The sequence below is a fragment of the Chryseobacterium balustinum genome, from assembly GCF_900168205.1.
Lineage (GTDB): Bacteria > Bacteroidota > Bacteroidia > Flavobacteriales > Weeksellaceae > Chryseobacterium > Chryseobacterium balustinum.
Map to the genome: position 1 here is coordinate 67293 of NZ_FUZE01000001.1, position 19905 is coordinate 87197.

Here is a 19905-nt window from a genome sequence, read left to right on the forward strand (position 1 = left end):
TTGTTACATTATTTAGTCTACGTCTTTATTTAAAAATCTGTTTTCTCTGATTTGCATGTTTCCATTGTTATCAGACAAATAGGTGTTGATATTTTGATCTGATGCATTAGAACCATCAATCGAAATATTTTTTCTTTTGAAGGCTGGTACAGACTCAAATTCATTCGCATTATCGAAATTTTGATAACGAGAATTAAATTCTTTCAACTTGTTTCTTCTCTCTACCACTCTTTCCTGATCCGCAGGCTTATTTACGAAAGTGAATTCAGATTCTGGCTGTTTCTGAATTTCTACTTCTGCTCTGTTTTGGAAAACCTGTCTTTCTTCTACCCTTGGCTGCTCAGGAGTCTGATAGAAGGTTTCCATCGTCTGGGTAGTTTCTTCTATTTTTCTCTCGATTACTACTGAAGATTCAAGTTCGTTTTTTGGCTGACCAAAATCATATTTAGGCTCAACAAGAGGTTCGTTAACGGTAAAATTAAACTCAACTTTTTTTTCGTCTGAATAATGATTGTTGAAAGAATTATCAGAAGGTTCTTCTTTTTTATTTTCAAAATCAAAAGAAAAAGACTGAATTTCCAAATCATTAGGATCATCATCAAAAGAAAACAAATGAGAATCGTTATTATTGCTTAATTCTTCATCTTTCCAGCTCTGAATTGGGCTTTCTACTGTATCTCCTTCTCTATCAGAGAATTTCATATCAGTTTTTACATTTTCATCCTCAATAATCATTTTTTTTTCAGAAGACGACATTTTAAAACGTGGCCCGTCGTGATCTTCGTCATCTAATCTGAAAAGATTTTTCCCTCCAAAATCATATCCCTGCTCTGGCGCAACCTCTCTCTCGTCTCTTGTTTTGAAAGGAGAAGATTTTGGTGCCTCCAAAGCATCATTTAAACTAATTCTGATTTTCTCTGTAGGACCCGAAAACTTTTGGTTATCATTTGAAAAACCTGTAGCAATCACCAATACACTTACTGCATCACCTAATTCTTCATCAGCACCAACTCCAAAAATAATGTCAGCTGTGTGACCCGCTTCTTTCTGGATATAATCCATGATGATACCGATTTCGTCCATTGTCGCCTCTTCTACACCACTTCTGATCAACAATAATACATTTCTTGCGCCTGTAATTTTGTTGTCGTTCAATAATGGAGAATCTAATGCTTTTCTTACTGCTTCTTCAGCTTTATTTTCACCTGAGGCTGTACCGGTAGACATCAATGCCGTACCAGAATTTTGAAGCACAGATTTAGCATCTCTAAAGTCAATGTTTACATCAAAGTAACCCGTAATAACCTCTGCCATTCCTTTTGCAGCATTGGTTAAAACCTCATCGGCTTTTGAGAACCCTTGTTTGAACCCAAGGTTACCAAATTGTTGTCTTAATTTATCATTGTTGATTACAATTAATGAATCAACATTATTTCTTAGTTTATCTAGTCCCAATTCTGCCTGATCGAGTCTTCTCTTCCCTTCAAAACTGAAAGGTACGGTAACAATACCTACCGTAAGAATCCCCATATCTTTAGCAACTTTGGCAATAACTGGCGCTGCACCGGTACCGGTACCACCACCCATTCCTGCAGTGATGAATACCATTTTGGTATTTTGGCCCATTGCTGCTTTAATCTCTTCGATACTTTCGATAGCCGCTTTTTCTCCTACTTCAGGATCTGCGCCTGCTCCAAGACCTTCAGTAATGGTAATCCCCAACTGAACTTTGTTTGAAACCGGATTGTTATCTAAAGTCTGAGCATCGGTATTACAGATCACGAAATCTACCCCGTGAATTCCTTTTTCGTACATGTGTTTTAGGGCGTTGTTTCCTCCGCCCCCAACTCCGATAACCTTGATGATCGAAGAATTTCCTTTTGGCAGATCAAATGAAAATCCTTGTGTGCCTATATTTTCCATATTTAATTTTTTCTAATTGATAATCGATTATGATCGTTGATGAAAATATCATTCATCGCTTATCATGCATCATTTATAGTTTTTATTCTACTTCTTCAAAGAATTTTTTAACTTTCTCCATCAGCGACTGTCCAAACGTTGGTTTCGAAGATCTTGATGTTTGTACAGGAACTTTAACCTCTTCCTCTACTTGCGGTGTTACAAGGGTCTGAGATTCAGCATTACTATTAATTTCCTCTACATTTTGCTCAATTTTGTTCTCAACTTCAGTTTCAACCTCTTCTTCTACAGCAACTGTTTTCTTATCTCTTATCTTTAAGCTTTCCATCAATAAACCGATAGAAGTTGCAAATTCTGGGCCTTTAAGATACTGATTTTTATCATTCGCAACGTATTCATTTGCAAAACCAATTCTGCTGTCGAAGCCTGTCGTATAATTTGCCAGCTGACGAAGGTGTTTTAAATTTGAACCACCACCTGTCAAAACAATTCCTGCAATCAGTTTTTTCTTTTGTTCGAAAGCTCCGTAAGCTTTCAATTCTGTATTGACCATTTCTAAAATTTCCTCCACTCTAGCATTGATAATCTGTGCTAAAGTTTTAAGAGAAATCTCTTTATCTGGTCTTCCGTGTAGTCCCGGAATCGTTACAAATGTGCTGTCTTTTTCCAACTCAGGAACTGCAGAACCAAACTTAACTTTTAATTGCTCGGCGTGCTTTTCTATAATGGAACATCCTTCCTTAATATCTTCAGTAATGATACCGCCACCATAAGGAATGACACAAGTGTGACGAATAATATTATCTTTAAAAATAGCAATGTCTGTAGTACCACCACCAATGTCTACAATGGCTACTCCTGCTTCTTTTTCTTCTTTGGTAAGAACAGCTTCAGAAGATGCTAAAGGCTCTAAAGTAAGCGCCTCCATTTCCAAACCTGCTTCTCTTACGCATCTTGCGATGTTTCTGATGCTTCCCATTTGCCCTACGACAACGTGAAAATTGGCTTCCAGACGTTTTCCGTGCATTCCCACGGGCTCCTGAATTTCACCTTCAGAATCAACTTTATATTCTTGCGGAAGAACATGAATAATTTCTTCTCCCGGTAACATTACTAATTTTTTTACTTGGTCTTTTAATGCTTCGATGTCGTCATCTGTGATGAATCTATCTGGCTTCTCTCGCATAATATAATCCGAGTGCTGCAATGAGCGAATGTGCTTTCCTGCGATACCCACAGTGACCTTATGAATAGGAACTCCTGAACTAGATTGTGCTTCTGCCACAGCTGCCTTAATAGAGTTGATGGTTTGTGAAATATTATTCACAATCCCTTTATGAACTCCAAGACTTTTTGCCTTCCCTACACCGAGAATTTCTATTTTCCCGTGTGCATTCCTCCTTCCGACAATGGCGACAATCTTGGTTGTCCCGATGTCAAGACCTACTGAATACTCTTGATTTTCCATTGTATATATTGATTTGATTTAATTCTAATTTAATTTTGACACTTATATCTTATCTTTTGTCAATTTGTCCATTCAGGACTATTTTTTATTCTATATTAACCTTTGCTTTGGGTTTTGTCGTCGTTTTATTTTTCCCTTTGGGTTTGACGACAGCTTTAGGTTTTGTGTTTTCTTTGGGTTTTAAAGAAACCGAATTGATTTTTCTAACTGTCGGTTTTAAATTGATTTCTGCTTTTTTAACAGAAGAAACTGCAACCGGAGCTTTTGCTAAATCTTTATGGCTCGCCTTTAAAATACTATCATTTTCTTTAAAATAAGGATTCAGTGTTGTTACAATCTGATTTTGATATTTTACCGAAATCATCTTATACTTTTGCGGGTCCTGAAACACCAGATATTTTTCTACAAAAGTTTTAAAACCTTTTACTTTTAATTCAATATTATCCAGATCCCCTATCTCCACTCTATAAATCCCTTCACTGGTCAGAAGATTATAGCTGTCTTTATATTTTGAGATTCCGATGAAATATTTTTTGCTGAAATCATCTTTGTCAATTTTATCAACCAACTCAGCCAATTTTTCATACTCATCTTTTTTCACATCACCCGTCACTAACATACATGGATGAGAATAAGTTCTTGAAATTGGAAATTCTACGCCTTTTTCATCCACATAAAAGTCTTTTCCTTTATAATTCAGCCTAAAAACCGGAACCCTTTGTTTGATATCTAAATTTAATTTTCCGTTTAAATTTAAATACACATTCGCACTGTCAACTGCAGGAAGTGCATTGATTTTTTTTTCCAGCTCGGGAATATTTAAATCTCCCACTTTCCTTGACGGATTTTCTTTATTAACGATCTCACGAATATCTTTTTCATCAATAAAATAAACCGGAGTTTTTTCATTCAATTTTACAGAAATTTTATTGTCCGTAATCTTCTGACCCCCAAATTTCTTCAAAGAGAAACTCAGCAGGAATCCAAGAATGATTACTGTGATGGCAATTTTTAAAATTCTGTACTTGTTTTTCATTATTTTGTTTTTCCTTTTTAACGCTATGGTCGCAAGGATTTCTTTTAATTAATACCGTTTATTTTTTGTTCGCTAAGGCGTTTCACTCAGCGAAGGTTTTTTTATAATTTATTTACTACTCTTTTTACTCCGTTCTTAAATAATGTAGAATGAAAATTTAAAATCATTCCTAACTTCATTTCTGTTATTCTTAAATAGTTTAATAGCTGGAAAAAATGATAATCATTAATATCTGGAACTGCTTTTATTTCTATTATTACTTTATTCTCAATTAATAAATCTACTCTAAATGCTTTGTCAATAATTAAACCTTCATAGTTGACACTAATATCTTTTTGACTTTCAACACTAATTCCACTACTTTTCAATTCGTGAATTAAACATTGTTCATAAACATTTTCATAGAGACCAATTCCAAGTTTGCGGTGAATTTTCATTCCCGCATCAAAAACAATACTTGAAATTTCATTCTCTGTCATTTTGTATTTTTATTACTCTACAATGATATTTTTAGCTAACATTTGCTGAGTGAAACGCCCTTGCGAACGATTTTTCATAATTTTAATTAAATACCTTTGCGTTCGTTGCGCTAAAACTTTCCATCCATCCATTCACAAATCGGGTCGTACAACGTATCTATATTTCCTGCACCGACTGTAAGCAAAATGTCGAAATCTTTTTCTTTTATTTTATTGAAAGCATCGGATAAACTCGACACTTCTTTTTTATTTAAAATCACTTTTTCTAATAACCAGTCTGAAGTAATTCCTTCAAAATTTTCCTGAAGCTCTCTCGCAGGATAAATGTCGAGCAAGATCAATTCATTAGAATTATTTAAACTTTCAGCAAAGCCATCCGCAAAATCTCGTGTTCTGCTGAACAAATGTGGCTGGAAAACCACCAATAATTTTTTATCCGGATAGAACGTTTTAATTGAACTAACTACAGCATTAATTTCCGTTGGATGATGCGCATAATCGTCAATATAAATTTTGCCGCTCGGATAAATATGTTTCGTGTATCTTCTCTTAATTCCTTTAAAATTGGCAATTGCGTTCTTTAAGATTTCAAAATCGACTCCTAAATTGTTAAGAATAGCCAATGCAACCGTCGCATTTTCTACATTATGAATTCCCGGAACGTCCCACACAAAATCTTTTATTGTTTCTGTCGGCGTATGAAAATCAAAATAGATTTTGTCATGATCCATACGAAGGTTGTCTGAATAATATTCAGCTTTTTCGTTTACAGCGTACGTTTTATGCGCCCTTCCTATTTCAATGCCTTTTCTTACAAAAAGCTGTTTATCTTCCGGAACCAAAGCCGCAAACTGTTTAAAGCCTTCTTCAATCGTATTTTTATCACCATAAATATCCAGATGATCGGCATCTGTAGAAGTAATCACCGCCCAATCCGGAGAAAGGTTGAGAAAACTTCTGTCATATTCATCGGCTTCAACCACAGAATATTGCGAGCCATTGTACAGAAAATTTGATTTAAAATTCTCAGAAATTCCACCTAAGAAACATGAGAAAGGTAAATGCGCCTCTTTACACAAATGCGCCACCAAAGTGGAAGTTGTAGTTTTTCCATGCGTTCCTGCTACGGCAATACAATCCGTATTTTCAGTAATTAAACCTAAAACTTTAGCACGTTTTAAAACTTCAAACTGATTTTCATTAAAAAAATCTAAAATATCCAGCTTTTTAATTGCCGGAGTATAGATTACCAATGTATTTTCCTTCTGAAGCGAGGTAATTTTTTCATCAATCACGTCTTCAAAAACAATATCAATTCCTTCGCTCATCAAAGCAGTCGTCAATTTTGTGTTGGTTTTATCATAGCCCAGAACTTTCTTGCCCGAAGCATGAAAATAACGCGCCAAAGCACTCATTCCGATACCTCCGATTCCTACGAAGTAAAAATTTTGATATGTTTTTAAATTGTTCATTTTATAGATTCGAGATTTTTAGATTTGAGGTTCGAGATTTTCTCTTGTCTCATATCTTAATGTCTAATTTCTTTATTATTTCGTCTACAATCTCTTTTGCCGCATTGGGTTTGGCAAAATATTTCAGATTTTCAGACATTTCTTTTCTTACCTTTTCATTTTCACAGATCTCTGATAATGTATTCCAGAATTTCTCCTGCATTTCAGAATCTTTTACCATTTTGGCTGCATTTTTTTCAACCAGATTCATCGCATTTTTAGTTTGATGGTCTTCCGCCGCAAATGGGAAAGGAATCAATAAAACAGGTTTCTGCGCCACCGCTAATTCTGAAATTGCGATCGCTCCCGCTCTAGAAACAATTACATCAGCTGCAGAATAAGCTGTTTCCATATCTTTGATGAATTCCTTTATTTGTATTTGGTTGTTAGTTGTTGGTTGTTGGTTATTTCCATCAACGGACAACTGACAACTATCAACAATTTCTTTGAAATCCAATTTTCCGGTTTGCCAGATCAATTGATATCCTTTTTCTTTAAGTTGATCAAGATTTTCTTTCCAACCGTTGTTTAATGTTCTTGAACCTAAAGATCCGCCAACTGATAAAATGGTCAGTTTATTTTTATCTAAACCTAATTTCTCTTTAGCTGAAGAAGTCTCCTGCATTCCTGAAATAATATTCTCACGAATCGGATTTCCTAAAAACTTTATTTTTTCAGCCGGAAAACCTTCCACTTTTGGATAGGCTGTAAACACGGCTTTCGCTTTTTTACTTAAAATTTTATTCGTCACTCCTGCATGAGCATTCTGTTCCTGAATAAAAATCGGGATTCCCATTTTGCTGGCTTCATATAAAGCAGGTCCGCTCGCAAAACCACCAGTTCCTACTGCGAAATCGGGAGCGAAATTTTTAATTATTCTTTTAGATTTAGATAAACTTTTTAAAATTTTGAAGGGCAAACCTAAATTCGATAACATATTTCCTCTATCGATTCCTGCAATGTCAATTCCTTCGATTTTGTAGCCAGCTTGCGGAACTTTTTCCATTTCCATTTTTCCGTTGGCTCCAATGAACAAAAACTCAGCATCAGGAAATCTTTTCTTGATTTCGTCTGCAATAGCAATTGCCGGGAAGATGTGTCCTCCTGTTCCGCCACCTGATAACAATACTTTTAGTTTTTTGTTCATGCTTTTTATTATTGATAAATGATGATTGATAAGCGATATGAAAATCAATTATAAATTATCATCTATATTTTAAGCAATGTCATTTATTTCGACAATGCTTTGTTTTTTGCCCATTCCTTCTTCATCGTAAATCTGGATTCTTGAGCTTATATTTAAAATAATTCCAAGCTGGATGTAGGTTACCAACATGGAGGTTCCTCCATAACTAATCAGTGGTAATGGCTGCCCTGTAACCGGGATAAGATTCACAGCAACGGCAATATTTACTGCCAATTGTATGAAGATCATCACACCGAGACTGAGAACTAGTAATGAGCCGAAAAATGCCGGCATTTTACTGGCTATCATTACAATTCGTACAATCATAATCAGATACATACTGATGAGAAATCCTGCTCCTATTAAACCATATTCTTCTACAATTACTGCAAAAATAAAATCGGATGCAGATTGCGGAAGCATTTGCTTTAATGCAGATTTCCCAGGTCCCATTCCGGTAATTCCACCGTGAACGATCGCGGCTTTCGCCTGCATTACCTGATAATTTTTTGCCTTTACACTTTCATCATCAACATCTGCAGATTTTGCTTTGCTCGATGTAAATGTTTCGATACGGCTCATCCATGTATGAACACGGTTTCCGCCAATCATATTCGTATTCAAAGCAATTAATAAAAACAATGCAATGGCAACAAATGATGCAGAAATGAATCCTGCAATGTATTTCCAGTGTAATTGCCCGATAATCAAGACGATTACAGAAACCATTAAGATCATCAACGCTGTAGAACCATTATCTTTTGCAACCAATACAAAAACCAATAAAATCGGTCCGAAAATGTACATTACATTTTCAATAGGAAGTCTTTCTCTGGTAATTTTCTTGGTTAAATATCTGCACAGATAAATAATCAACATTAAAAAAGCAAAAGAAGACGGTTGGAATGAAATCGGTGTTCCCGGGATTTTCAGCCATCTTGAAGCACTCGCTCCGTCAATAGTCTGCCCTGTAAACATCGTGACAATCAATAAAGCAATCATTAAACCCAGCATAATACTACTGAGTTTTCCCATGTATTCATACTTCACAGTTCCTACCAATCGCATGATTGCCAAACCTAAAACCACAAAGAACATGTGCTTCATAACGTGACCCGTTGTAGTACCGTTATTTACAATATATTCTAAGTTTGAACTCGCAGAATAAACCGGGAAAATAGAGAAAATGGAGATCACAAGAATGACCATCCAAAGTACTTTATCGCCCTTTAGAAATTCGAATCTGCTTTCTTCTATATTCTGTTCGTTCATGTTATTAAATGAATAATGAAAAATTAATAATGAAAAATTTCTTCACTTTTAACTATTCATTGTTAATTCTTAATTTTTTAGCACCTGCTCTTTAAACTGGTGACCTCTGTCTTCGTAGCTTTTGAAAAGATCAAAACTTGCACAACATGGTGAAAGTAAAACCGTATCACCCTTTTTTGCTAAAGCTTTTGAAGTTTTCACCGCTTCTTCCATGCTTGAAGTACTGTAAATCAATTCTTTTTTGTTTTTAAAGAAGTCAATAACTTTCTGATTATCAATCCCTAAACAAACAATTGCTTTTACTTTTCTTTTAACTAAATCTTCAATTTCGGTATAGTCGTTTCCTTTATCTAATCCGCCAACAATCCAAACTGTAGGGTTTTTCATGCTTTCTAAAGCATAATAGGTTGCGTTTACATTGGTTGCTTTGCTGTCGTTGATGTATTTTACACCTTCAATTTCGGTAACAAGTTCCAATCTGTGTTCAACCGCCTGGAAAGTCATTAATGAATTTCTTATACTTTCATTATTGATTTCCAATATTTTACCTGCAATTGAAGCCGCTAAACTATTGGCAACATTGTGATTTCCCAATAAAGACAATTCTTCAATTTTCATTGAGAATTCGTCTTTTAGTTTTACCACAATTTTATCTTCATCTATAAAACCTCCTTCATTCAATTTTTCTTTGGTTGAAAAAGGAATCATTTTCGCTTTAATTTCAAATTTTTCAAGAATATTTTTGCTCATTTCATCATCTTTATTGTAGATGAAGAAATTATCATTTTCCTGATTTTCAGTTATTCTAAATTTTGCTAAAGCATATTCTTCGTAGTTGTAATTGTACTGATCCAAATGATCTTTCGACAAATTCAACAATAAAGAAATATACGGTCTGAAATTCTGAATATCATCTAACTGGAAAGAGCTTACCTCTAAAACATAATATTCATGGTTCTCATCGGCAACTTGTTTTGCAAAACTGTGGCCAATATTTCCGCCTAAACCAACATTCAATCCTTCATTTTTCAGGATGTGATAGATTAAAGATGTTGTCGTTGTTTTTCCGTTGCTTCCAGTGATGGCAATGATTTTTGCATCAGTAAATTCAGATGCAAATTCAATTTCGGAAGAAAGTCTGATTCCTTTCTCTTGAATTTTGATAATCATTTCTGTCTTTTTAGGAATTCCTGGGCTTTTTACAATCCAGTCTGCATTAAGAATTCTTTCCTCATCATGGTTTCCCTCTTCAAATTCAATATCATTTTCCGTTAAAAACTGTTTGTAATGATCCTTAATGGCCCCTTTGTCTGAAAGAAATACTTCCAAACCTTTTTTCTTAGCCAAATACGCAGCACCACATCCACTTTCGCCACCTCCTAAAACAACTATTTTCATAATTTTGTTTGATTTAATGATTAAAAAATTTAAACTTTTTGAAAATGCTAAACGCTTAAATTTTTCAATTTTTTAAATTACTTCTTATCTCATCTTCAATGTAATGAGACACACAATTGCCAACATAACTCCTATGATAATCATCCTATTAACGATTTTGCTTTCGTGAAAACCATCTTTCTGATAATGATGATGAAGCGGAGACATTTTAAACAATCTATTATTTTGGGCATATTCCAGCCCGAATTTTCTTTTTCTGTATTTAAAGACAATCACTTGAAGCATTACCGAGATATTTTCAATTAAGAAAATTCCACAAAGCACAGGAATCATCAGTTCTTTTCTTAAAATAACCGCCAAAACAGCAATTACACCACCCAACATCAAACTTCCGGTATCGCCCATGAAAACCTGCGCCGGATAGGTGTTGTACCAGAAAAATCCGATGACTGCACCGACCATTGCGACAGCAAAAATGGTAGTTTCACCCATATTCGGGAGGAACATAATGTTGAGATAATCTGCGAAAATAATATTCCCGGAAACATATGCAAAAAACGCAAGCGCCAAAAGAATAATCGTACTTGTTCCTGCGGCAAGTCCGTCGATTCCATCGGTAATATTTGCTCCGTTTGAAACAGCTGTTACAATGAAAATAACGATGGGAATAAAAACAATCCATGCCCATTCGTGGGCATCTTTGTCATTCATCCAAAATAAAATTCCACTGTAATCGAACTCATTATTTTTGGTAAAAGGAACGGTAGAAACAGTAATTTTTTCTGTCGGCATAAAGTTTTGCTCAACATTATTTCTGTTGACTACTTTTGCATCTGCATATTTTCTTTTAACCGTAATATCAGGATGAAAATACATTGTAACTCCGATAATTAACCCTAAACCGACCTGACCTACAATTTTGAATTTTCCGCTTAATCCGTCTTTATTTTTCTTTATTTTCTTTAAATAATCGTCTATAAAACCAATCGCTCCCATCCAAATCACCGTTACAATCAAAAGAACGATGTAAATATTGGTAATTCTTGTAAACAGCAATACCGGAATTAAGGTCGCAATAATGATAATGAAACCTCCCATTGTAGGCGTTCCTTCCTTTTGTTTTTGTCCGTCTAATCCCAAATCACGAACTAACTCGCCCATCTGTTTCCCTCTCAGGTAATTGATGATGCTTTTTCCATAAACGAGGGCAATCGTTAATGAAAGTAAAACAGCCATTCCTGCACGAAACGAAATGTACCTCAACATTCCCATTCCAGGAATATGGATGCCTTGGCTCGTTAAATATTCGTATAGATAGTATAACATTTTTTATTTTTTTATAAATGATAAATGATTATTGATGAATGATAAAATCAATTAACATTGATCAATTATCGATTATAAATTTTACTTACTCATAAGCTTCCAAAGCTCATTAATTACTTCTTTGTCGTCAAAATGATGTTTCACACCATTTATTTCCTGATAATTTTCGTGACCTTTTCCGGCTACAAGAATTATGTCTTTCGGTTCGGCAAATTTTATTGCCATTTTTATCGCTTCTCTTCTGTCTGGAATTGAAGTGTATTTGCTGAAGTTTTGTGGCTCAACGCCCGTTTCAATTTCTTTTATAATGGCTGCCGGATCTTCTGTTCGCGGATTATCTGACGTGATAATTGCCAAAGTTGATTTCTTTGTGGCAATATTTCCCATTTCAGGTCTTTTTGAGTGATCTCTGTCGCCTCCACAACCGAAAACCGTAATCAGTCTTTCGTTTTTCGTTCTGATATCATTTACGCTGTCTAAAACATTTTCGAGCGCATCCGGAGTATGAGCATAATCTACAATGAAGAAAATTCCACCGTCGGATCTGAACGTTTCAAATCTTCCGGAAACTCTTTTCAGAGTACTGATTGCCTGAAGAATCTCATCCTGTGGAAAACCTAATTCTGAAGCAATCCCGAAAACCAAAAGCAAATTGTAAACATTGAATTTTCCTGTTAAGGTTGTCCAAAATTCTTTTCCGTTGAAGTTTAACAGCATTCCGTTAAAATCAACTTCCAAAGTTCTTCCGTGATAATCTGCCATTGTTTTCAGAGCATAAGATTTTTTCTTTGCTTTCGTATTTTGCAACATCACATTTCCGTTTTTGTCATCAACATTGGTGATTGCAACGGCATTTTCATTTAACTCATCAAAAAATCTTTTTTTCGTTTTTAAATATTCGTCAAACGTTTTATGATAATCAAGATGATCATGGGTAAGATTGGTAAATCCAGCAATTTTGAAATGCAAACCTTCAGTTCTATTCTGAGAAATTCCGTGTGAGCTTACTTCCATAAAGGCAAATTCACAACCTTCTTCCACGGCTTTAGCTAAGATCTGATTGATTGTAATCACATCCGGCGTTGTATGTGTCGCAGGAATTATTTCTTCTCCAATTCTAATTTCTACCGTTGATAATAAAGCCGAAGTATAACCTAAATTTTTAAAAACATCAAAAAGCAAAGTAGAAACAGAAGTTTTTCCATTAGTTCCTGTAACGCCAATTAATTTTAATTTTTCTGAAGGATTTCCATAGAAATTAGAAGCCAATTGACCTAAAGTTTTAGACGTGTCTTTTACTTTAATGTAGGTAATATTTTGATCTAAATTTTCCGGTAGATCTTCACAAACAATTGTTGTTGCGCCTTTCTCAATAGATGATGCAATAAATGAATGTCCGTCTGCAACCATTCCTTTTACTGCAACGTAAAGTGAGTCTTCGGTAACCTTTCTGCTGTCGAAAACCAAAGCAGAAACTTCACGGTCGTTATTACCGTGACTTTCTAAAACTGGAATTCTGTTTAATAATTCAACTAATTGCATTGCTTGATGCTTTTTATTTTAATTCTTTATGAATATTTTATTTTTAATAGGATTACATCCTATCTTTTATTAAATCGTCCTTTCAGGACTCTTTTTATTAATTCTGCAGAGACAAATATATTCTCTGATTTTTACTTATCGTTGTCCCTTCAAGCGGAAATTGTTCCTTAATTCTTCCCACTCCCTTAAAATCTACACGATAGCCTAAATTTTCCAATTGCGGGATAACGTTTTTACCGATTAGCCCAACTACACTTGGCATTTGCTTATTGTTAATCGCTACTTTTACATTCGGTTCTACCATTTTATTAAGGTTCACCTTTCTGTCAACAAGCATTTCTTTTTCAATATTCTGTGGCGTTTTCAGGAAAGTTTTACCAGCAATCTCTTTAAAAACAGGAGCAGAAACAGTTCCTCCATAAAAACTTTTAGCCGTATTCGGCTCACTAATCATTACATAACACGTATATTTCGGGTTATCTGCCGGATAAAATCCTGCAAATGAGGCTCTGTATTTCATTGGACCAGGAAGCCAATATTCAAATCTTGCTGTTCCTGTTTTTCCTGCCATTTTTAGGTTTGGCGTGAATATACTTCTGCCCGTTCCCTTTTCTACTGCTTTTGTTAAAGCTGCAGTCATCATCTGAATCGCCTTATCAGAAGCCATTTTCTTAACAATTACCTCTTCTTTTGCCTGAAAAATTGTTTTCCCATCTTTCATTATTTTATCAATGAAAAGAGGTTTTACCATTTTTCCTTTATTCGCAACTCCATTGTAGAAAGTGGTCAACTGTAAAAGATTAATGTTTGATGAATAGCCATAAGATATTGAAGCCAATGTTGCAGCGTTCCATCTTTTATTTTCCGGTGTTACGATTTTTGGTTTTGTAATGCCTGGAAGCTCTATATCCATTTTATCAAATAGCTTCCATCTTCTTAAATGATCAAGGAAAATCTGCGGTTTTTCTGCGTAATATTTTGTAATCAGTTTTGCCGTTCCTACGTTGCTTGATTTTGCTAAAACATCACTGATGTCATATGTTCCACCACCATGACCATCAGAAATTCTCTGTTTAGCATACGTCCAGACTCCATTTCCAACATCTACCGTTGTGTTTTCATCAATAAAACCATCATCCATTGCCGCCAAAAGAGAAATCGTTTTAAAGGTAGATCCTGGTTCGATATTATCTTTTAAGGCATAATTGTAAGCATCTTCGTAAACTCCCGGTTCGGTTTGTCTTAAATTAACCAAAGCTCTCACTTTTCCGGTTTCAACCTCCATTACGATTACGGTTCCGTGTTTTGCTTCAAAATTGATCAGTTGTTTTTCTAAAGCAGAATGCGCAATATCTTGGATTCTAAGATCTAAAGTCGTATAAACATCCTGTCCGTCAACTGGTTCGCTAACTTTCCAGAAATCAATTGGTTTCCATTGAGATGAGTTGACTCTTTGCTCCAATCTGTTTCCATCAGTTCCGGTAAGATATTTTGAGAAAGCCCCTTCAAGACCAGCTTTTACTGCCCCATTGTCGATCCCAATTGTTCCAGAACCGATTTCTGAAGTTGCGAGTTCTCTTTTATAATTTCTGTCAACAATGAATCCTCCTTTATTTTTTCCTCTTCTAAAAATCGGAAAACTTCTGATTCTGTCGTATTGGTCAAAATCTAAACCCTTCACCAAAGAATAATATTGGTTTTTCTTTTTCTTCTGTTCGTCGAATCTTTTTCTAAAGTCAGCTCTCGGTTTTCCGAACATTTTGCTTAAAGAATCTGTCAACGCACCAATATTATTGCTGTAAACAGTATCTTTTATGGTTTTAAAATCAAGAAAAATATCATAACGCATCACCGTAGTTGCTAAAATAGATCCATCTGAAGCAAATAAATTTCCGCGAGCCGCTTTTAAAGTTGCTGTACGATAATTACTGTTGATATAATCGTCTTTAATTTCCTGAACATTGGTATTTTGAAGAACAACTATTCTCGCCAAAAACATCACGAATATACATAAAGCAACAGTTGCGAAGAGGTAACCCCATCGCAGTGTTTTTTTTCTTTTGTTATCGTAATCATTTTGTTTTTGCATCACTACTGTCTAATTTTATTAACAATTTGTGAGGGTGACTTTCTAAAGTCATTAATGAATCTGCGGCGACTTCTTTGCCCAATTGAGATTCCATTTTTACTTTTATGAGCTTGCTTTGGGCGTAAGCGTTTCTCGATTTATACTCTTCTGTTTCTTCTTTTAAAGCGTTAACAATTTTTATTTTTTTGTTGACTAAATGATTACTATAAATCATCGCCATCATTAAGACAAACAACAACAGGAAAAACTTGTAATGAATTTTTATTTCATCACGATTCAGAAAGTTTCCCTTTATAATATCTATAAAAGTGAGTCTTTTCTGGGGGCGATTTGTTGTTCTTTTTGCCACGTTTTCAATAATTGATGATTGATAAATTATAATTGATCTTAAAATCATTTATCAATCATTATTTATCATTTATATTTTGATTCCGGTTCTCATTTTAGCACTTCTGGCTCTTGAGTTTTCCTCAATCTCCTTGTCATCAGGAATAATTGCTTTGCTCTTTACCAGCTCGAATGTTTTTTCGTAATTCCCATAGATATCACGTTGCGGCTCGCCTTCAAACATTCCGTTCTTCAAGAATCTTTTTACCAAACGATCCTCCAGAGAATGATAAGAAATCACCACCAATCGACCTCCTGGTTTTAAAACATTATAAGACTGCACCAGCATTTCTTTTAATACATCAAGCTCTTGATTAACCTCAATTCTTATTGCCTGGAATAATTGCGCATAAAATTTATTCACTTTATGAGGTGGAAGATAACTGAACAACTTCTTCAAATCTTCAGTTGTTTCAATTGCTTTTATTTTCCTGTGATGTACGATGTCACGAGCTAATTTTCTCGCTTCTCTCAACTCACCATAATAGTAAAAAATATCCGCTAAAGCCTCTTCTTCATAATCATTGATTACTTTTTTGGCATCAAGACTCTGCATGACATTCATTCTCATGTCAAGCGGCGCATTGCTTCTCGTAGAAAAACCTCTTTCGCCTGCATCAAATTGATGAGACGAAACACCAAGATCAGCCAAAATACCGTCAACCTTAGAAACACCATACATTAAAAGAGAATTTTCAAGAAATCTGAAATTCTGATTGATTAATGTAAATTTCGGGTCGTCGATATTATTTTTGAGCGCATCAAGATCTTGGTCAAAACCGTATAGCTTTCCTTTTTCGGAAAGCCTGCTTACAATTTCGCGCGAATGTCCACCGCCACCAAATGTACAGTCAACATAAATACCGTCTGGATTGGTCACCAAATCATCCACACTTTGCTTCAATAAAACGGGGTTATGATACATGTTATATTTGTGTTTATTTAATTATTCTTCATCAAACGCTCCCATCACGCCTTCTGCAAGGCTTGCGAAATCATCTTCATTGGTTGCAATTACTTTTTCATATGCTTCTTTATCCCAAATTTCAAAAAGTTCACCCGCACTCGTCACCACAATATCTTTCTGAAGATTGGCAAATTGGGTAAGATCTTTCGAAATCTGCAGCCTACCAGCACTATCCAGCTCCACAGTTTTCACTCCAGCGGTAAACATTCTGATAAAATCAGCATTTTTTTTGATGAATCTATTCAACTTATTTATCTTATCCATCAGCTTATCCCACATTTTCATAGGGTAAACCTCAAGACATGGTTGAAACACAGAACGCTTTACCACAAAGGTTTTATCTTCAAAGTCTTCCATCTGCTTTATAAGAGATGAAGGAACTTTCAAGCGACCCTTGTCGTCTATTTTGCATTCATATGTTCCAATGAAATTCCTCATTTGGGACAAAATTATAAATATTTTTCCAAATCCTCCCACTTTTTCCCACTTTTTGACTTAATGTTAATAAGTTTACTAAATATTGACTATCAGAGAGATAAAATAATTTATCATATTTGCCGTAGCGGCTATTGTATTTAGGGCATAACAAAAAGAATTGTAAAAAACACCATAACAATAGGTCTCATATATTATTTTTAGTTTATATTAGTTATATCAAAAAATTTTTGGTGTTTAATTTGTATTTTTGCAAGGCTTAGATAGGCATTATGAGATTTATTACAAAAAAAGAAAAGAAATATACGTTTATAGAGGCTGGAGAAGGTCACCCGCTTGTGCTTTTGCATGGATTAATGGGGGGACTGAGTAATTTTGATAAAATGGTGAATTTTTTTTCAGAAAAAGGTTTTAAGGTTTACGTTCCTCAATTACCGATTTATGATTTGCCGGTACTCAACACCAATCTCACCACGATTGCAAAATATGTAATCAAATTTATAGAAACCAATATTGGAAAGCCTGTTACTATCGTAGGCAATTCTATGGGAGGTCATGTAGGTTTAATTTTAACTTTAGCACGCCCAGATTTGGTACAGAATCTTGTATTAACAGGAAGTTCAGGTTTATACGAAAGAGCTTTTGGTGATAGTTTCCCAAGAAAAAACGATCGTTCTTACATCAGGAAGAAAGCAGAAGAAGTTTTCTATGACCCCTCGGTAGCTACTGAGGATTTGGTAGATGAAGTTTTCAGCGTAGTAAATGACCGAATGAAAGGAATTAAAACGGTGATGCTTGCAAGAAGTGCCATCAAACACAATATGCTCAACGATCTCCCAAAAATCTCCAGGCCAACGTGTCTGATTTGGGGAAAACAAGACAATGTAACACCTCCGGAAGTAGCAATTGACATGCACAAATTTATTCCTAATTCAGATTTATTCTGGATTGACAAATGTGGTCATGCTGCAATGATGGAAAAACCCGATGAGTTTAATGAAATTCTTTACAGTTGGGTAAAAGACAAAGTATAAAATGATAAACCATTAAGACCTTCTTAATGGTTTATTTTTCTAAATAAAATTCAAGAAAAATGGTTATAAAAACAGCAGAGTTTGTGAAAAGCAGCGGAAAATGGCAGGAATGCCCTGAAGGAACGATTCCTGAATATGCTTTTATCGGACGATCAAACGTTGGGAAGTCTTCATTAATCAACGGAATGTTGAACAGGAAGGATTTGGCAAAAACTTCAGGAACTCCAGGAAAAACTCAGTTGATCAATCATTTCCTTATTAATGAAAACTGGTTTCTTACCGATTTACCAGGATACGGATATGCAAAAGTCTCAAAAGTAATGAGAAGAGATTTTGAAAAATTGATTAATAATTATATTTTAAACAGAAATAACCTCGTTAATCTTTTCGTTCTTGTTGATTCTCGTCACAGTCCGCAAAATATTGATTTGGAGTTTATCCAATGGTGTGGAGAAAGTGGCGTTCCTTTTTCAATTGTTTTCACGAAAGCTGATAAGCTTAAGCCAAGCATTTTGATTAAAAATGTGGAAGACTACAAAACTGAGCTTCACAAAACATGGGAAGATTTACCGGAAATCTACGTTACCTCTGGGGAAAAGAAAACCGGAACTGAAGAAATTTTAAGTTTTATTCAAAAAACAAATGAATTTTTGACTAATAACAGCGTAACATTCAATGAGTAATATTGTTTGGAAAATAAAAAGTTTCGAAGAACTGACGACTTCTGAACTTTACGAAATCATCAAAGCAAGAGTAGATGTTTTTGTGGTTGAGCAAGACACCCCTTATCCTGATTTGGATGGATACGATCAAAAAGCACTGCATCTTTGGGCAGAGCAAGAGGATAAGACCGTATTAGCATACTGTCGAATTTTTGACAGAGGAATAAAATATAATGAAACCTCAATAGGAAGAGTTTTAACCACAGAAAAAGCCAGAGGAAAAAATTTAGGTAAGCAATTAATACAATATGCCGTTGAAACGATAGAAAATAGATTTAAAACTTCTGAAGTAAGAATTTCTGCACAGGATTATCTCTTAAGGTTTTATTCTGGTTTTGGCTTTACAGCTACCGAAAAGAAATATTTAGAAGATAATATTCCACATACAGAGATGTTTAGGAAATAAATCTGATTACATCACTACATAAAAAGCCAGGGTTTTAAAAACTCTGGCTTTTTTCATTGAAATTATTTTAAATTTTATCATTTACGGGCGAACGCAAACAGCCTACATAATAACGTTATAACTTTTTACAATACTGATATATATATTGTTAAAGCATGCAGTAAAAAGATATTCTAAATACATTTCTCAAGCCGTGAAAACAAAATTATCCTTCAATAAATATATACAGCAATCTACATTGCACCCAAAATACTTTTTATAATTAAAAAATATAATTCTTATCCCTCACAATATCGATGAGTTTATCTTAATATTGGATTTTTTAGAATATAGAAAGTTTGTAAAACAAAAAAGACTGTTAATCAATGATTAACAGTCTTTCTATGTACCCCAGACGGGACTTGAACCCGTACACCCGAAGGCACAGGATTTTAAGTCCTGCGTGTCTACCAATTCCACCACCAGGGCGTGATGTGAGCGAAAAACGGGACTCGAACCCGCGACCCCAACCTTGGCAAGGTTGTGCTCTACCAGCTGAGCTATTTTCGCAATAAAGTAGTGCGGATGAAGGGACTCGAACCCCCACGCCTCACGGCACCAGATCCTAAGTCTGGCATGGCTACCAATTACACCACATCCGCATTATTATTGAGTTATTTTAAAGAACTTCTTTCGTTTTTCTGAGTGCAAATATAGGACAATTTTCTTTACCTCCAAACCTTTT

The 19905-nt window shown here is 34.9% G+C and carries 17 protein-coding genes and 3 tRNA genes; 3 read left to right on the forward strand and 17 right to left on the reverse strand.

The window, feature by feature from the left end; all coding sequences use genetic code 11:
- Window positions 1-12: 12 nt before the first annotated feature.
- From ftsZ to mraZ, 14 genes are all read right to left on the reverse strand, one after another.
- A complete protein-coding gene (ftsZ, locus tag B5X64_RS00340) occupies window positions 13-1923 on the reverse strand; it encodes a cell division protein FtsZ (protein WP_079463380.1) in 1911 nt (636 codons plus the stop codon).
- An 82-nt stretch (window positions 1924-2005) separates the two neighbouring features.
- The gene (gene ftsA / locus B5X64_RS00345) at window positions 2006-3391 is read right to left on the reverse strand and encodes a cell division protein FtsA (RefSeq protein ID WP_079463381.1); all 1386 of its coding nucleotides are present in this window, start codon (window positions 3389-3391) and stop codon (window positions 2006-2008) included.
- A gap of 85 nt (window positions 3392-3476) precedes the next feature.
- Window positions 3477-4427 carry a cell division protein FtsQ/DivIB gene (locus B5X64_RS00350; RefSeq protein WP_079463382.1) on the reverse strand — a complete coding sequence of 317 codons (951 nt, stop codon included), beginning with the start codon at window positions 4425-4427 and terminating at the stop codon, window positions 3477-3479.
- Window positions 4428-4528: 101 nt separating this feature from the next.
- Complete coding sequence (locus B5X64_RS00355) at window positions 4529-4906, reverse strand: GxxExxY protein (RefSeq protein WP_079463383.1); 378 nt, start codon at window positions 4904-4906, stop codon at window positions 4529-4531.
- Between the two features lie 110 nt (window positions 4907-5016).
- Window positions 5017-6378, reverse strand: a complete 1362-nt coding sequence (gene murC, locus B5X64_RS00360; protein WP_079463384.1) for a UDP-N-acetylmuramate--L-alanine ligase — start codon at window positions 6376-6378, stop codon at window positions 5017-5019.
- A 49-nt stretch (window positions 6379-6427) separates the two neighbouring features.
- The gene (gene murG / locus B5X64_RS00365) at window positions 6428-7564 is read right to left on the reverse strand and encodes an undecaprenyldiphospho-muramoylpentapeptide beta-N-acetylglucosaminyltransferase (protein WP_079463385.1); all 1137 of its coding nucleotides are present in this window, start codon (window positions 7562-7564) and stop codon (window positions 6428-6430) included.
- A gap of 69 nt (window positions 7565-7633) precedes the next feature.
- Window positions 7634-8875: an FtsW/RodA/SpoVE family cell cycle protein gene (locus tag B5X64_RS00370; RefSeq protein WP_079463386.1), complete on the reverse strand. Its 1242-nt coding sequence runs from the start codon at window positions 8873-8875 to the stop codon at window positions 7634-7636.
- Window positions 8876-8944: 69 nt separating this feature from the next.
- Entirely contained in the window at window positions 8945-10273 is a 1329-nt protein-coding gene (gene murD / locus B5X64_RS00375; RefSeq protein WP_079463387.1) for a UDP-N-acetylmuramoyl-L-alanine--D-glutamate ligase, read from the reverse strand.
- A gap of 84 nt (window positions 10274-10357) precedes the next feature.
- Window positions 10358-11599 carry a phospho-N-acetylmuramoyl-pentapeptide-transferase gene (gene mraY / locus B5X64_RS00380; protein ID WP_079463388.1) on the reverse strand — a complete coding sequence of 414 codons (1242 nt, stop codon included), beginning with the start codon at window positions 11597-11599 and terminating at the stop codon, window positions 10358-10360.
- 81 nt (window positions 11600-11680) lie between these two features.
- Window positions 11681-13141, reverse strand: coding sequence for a UDP-N-acetylmuramoyl-L-alanyl-D-glutamate--2,6-diaminopimelate ligase (locus B5X64_RS00385; protein ID WP_079463389.1), 1461 nt, complete (start codon window positions 13139-13141; stop codon window positions 11681-11683).
- Between the two features lie 97 nt (window positions 13142-13238).
- Window positions 13239-15230: a penicillin-binding transpeptidase domain-containing protein gene (locus tag B5X64_RS00390; RefSeq protein WP_079463390.1), complete on the reverse strand. Its 1992-nt coding sequence runs from the start codon at window positions 15228-15230 to the stop codon at window positions 13239-13241.
- Window positions 15214-15579 (reverse strand): FtsL-like putative cell division protein, encoded by a 366-nt coding sequence (locus tag B5X64_RS00395; RefSeq protein ID WP_079463929.1) that lies wholly within the window; start codon window positions 15577-15579, stop codon window positions 15214-15216. Before B5X64_RS00395 ends, B5X64_RS00390 begins: the two co-directional genes overlap by 17 nt.
- Window positions 15580-15648: 69 nt before the next feature.
- Window positions 15649-16542 carry a 16S rRNA (cytosine(1402)-N(4))-methyltransferase RsmH gene (gene rsmH, locus B5X64_RS00400; RefSeq protein ID WP_079463391.1) on the reverse strand — a complete coding sequence of 298 codons (894 nt, stop codon included), beginning with the start codon at window positions 16540-16542 and terminating at the stop codon, window positions 15649-15651.
- Window positions 16543-16563: 21 nt separating this feature from the next.
- A complete protein-coding gene (gene mraZ, locus B5X64_RS00405) occupies window positions 16564-17022 on the reverse strand; it encodes a division/cell wall cluster transcriptional repressor MraZ (RefSeq protein WP_079463392.1) in 459 nt (152 codons plus the stop codon).
- Window positions 17023-17291: 269 nt separating this feature from the next.
- On the opposite strand from mraZ, the gene B5X64_RS00410 reads away from it, so the two are divergent.
- From B5X64_RS00410 to B5X64_RS00420, 3 genes are read left to right on the forward strand one after another with little or no spacing between them, the layout of a single operon-like run.
- A complete protein-coding gene (locus B5X64_RS00410; RefSeq protein WP_079463393.1) occupies window positions 17292-18053 on the forward strand; it encodes an alpha/beta fold hydrolase in 762 nt (253 codons plus the stop codon).
- Window positions 18054-18112: 59 nt separating this feature from the next.
- Window positions 18113-18736 carry a ribosome biogenesis GTP-binding protein YihA/YsxC gene (yihA, locus tag B5X64_RS00415; RefSeq protein ID WP_076561435.1) on the forward strand — a complete coding sequence of 208 codons (624 nt, stop codon included), beginning with the start codon at window positions 18113-18115 and terminating at the stop codon, window positions 18734-18736.
- Window positions 18729-19181, forward strand: a complete 453-nt coding sequence (locus B5X64_RS00420) for a GNAT family N-acetyltransferase (protein WP_079463394.1) — start codon at window positions 18729-18731, stop codon at window positions 19179-19181. The genes yihA and B5X64_RS00420 overlap by 8 nt, the downstream gene beginning before the upstream one ends.
- A gap of 386 nt (window positions 19182-19567) precedes the next feature.
- Here B5X64_RS00420 and B5X64_RS00425 read toward each other — a convergent pair.
- The 3 genes from B5X64_RS00425 to B5X64_RS00435 form a co-directional block, all read right to left on the reverse strand.
- Window positions 19568-19649 (reverse strand) — tRNA-Leu (locus B5X64_RS00425).
- A gap of 8 nt (window positions 19650-19657) precedes the next feature.
- A tRNA-Gly gene (locus B5X64_RS00430) sits at window positions 19658-19730 on the reverse strand.
- Between the two features lie 10 nt (window positions 19731-19740).
- Window positions 19741-19822: transfer RNA gene (locus B5X64_RS00435), tRNA-Leu, on the reverse strand.
- Between the last annotated feature and the right edge of the window lie 83 nt (window positions 19823-19905).

What these genes read in the sequence shown, in the direction of transcription:
- B5X64_RS00420 (WP_079463394.1), top strand. Translation starts at nt 18,729, where the DNA reads ATGAGTAATATTGTTTGGAAAATAAAAAGTTTCGAAGAACTGACGACT.
- mraZ (WP_079463392.1), bottom strand. Translation starts at nt 17,022, where the DNA reads ATGAGGAATTTCATTGGAACATATGAATGCAAAATAGACGACAAGGGT.
- murD (WP_079463387.1), bottom strand. Translation starts at nt 10,273, where the DNA reads ATGAAAATAGTTGTTTTAGGAGGTGGCGAAAGTGGATGTGGTGCTGCG.
- ftsA (WP_079463381.1), bottom strand. Translation starts at nt 3,391, where the DNA reads ATGGAAAATCAAGAGTATTCAGTAGGTCTTGACATCGGGACAACCAAG.
- murG (WP_079463385.1), bottom strand. Translation starts at nt 7,564, where the DNA reads ATGAACAAAAAACTAAAAGTATTGTTATCAGGTGGCGGAACAGGAGGA.
- B5X64_RS00350 (WP_079463382.1), bottom strand. Translation starts at nt 4,427, where the DNA reads ATGAAAAACAAGTACAGAATTTTAAAAATTGCCATCACAGTAATCATT.
- B5X64_RS00410 (WP_079463393.1), top strand. Translation starts at nt 17,292, where the DNA reads ATGAGATTTATTACAAAAAAAGAAAAGAAATATACGTTTATAGAGGCT.
- B5X64_RS00385 (WP_079463389.1), bottom strand. Translation starts at nt 13,141, where the DNA reads ATGCAATTAGTTGAATTATTAAACAGAATTCCAGTTTTAGAAAGTCAC.
- rsmH (WP_079463391.1), bottom strand. Translation starts at nt 16,542, where the DNA reads ATGTATCATAACCCCGTTTTATTGAAGCAAAGTGTGGATGATTTGGTG.
- yihA (WP_076561435.1), top strand. Translation starts at nt 18,113, where the DNA reads ATGGTTATAAAAACAGCAGAGTTTGTGAAAAGCAGCGGAAAATGGCAG.
- murC (WP_079463384.1), bottom strand. Translation starts at nt 6,378, where the DNA reads ATGAACAATTTAAAAACATATCAAAATTTTTACTTCGTAGGAATCGGA.
- B5X64_RS00390 (WP_079463390.1), bottom strand. Translation starts at nt 15,230, where the DNA reads ATGCAAAAACAAAATGATTACGATAACAAAAGAAAAAAAACACTGCGA.
- B5X64_RS00370 (WP_079463386.1), bottom strand. Translation starts at nt 8,875, where the DNA reads ATGAACGAACAGAATATAGAAGAAAGCAGATTCGAATTTCTAAAGGGC.
- mraY (WP_079463388.1), bottom strand. Translation starts at nt 11,599, where the DNA reads ATGTTATACTATCTATACGAATATTTAACGAGCCAAGGCATCCATATT.
- ftsZ (WP_079463380.1), bottom strand. Translation starts at nt 1,923, where the DNA reads ATGGAAAATATAGGCACACAAGGATTTTCATTTGATCTGCCAAAAGGA.
- B5X64_RS00355 (WP_079463383.1), bottom strand. Translation starts at nt 4,906, where the DNA reads ATGACAGAGAATGAAATTTCAAGTATTGTTTTTGATGCGGGAATGAAA.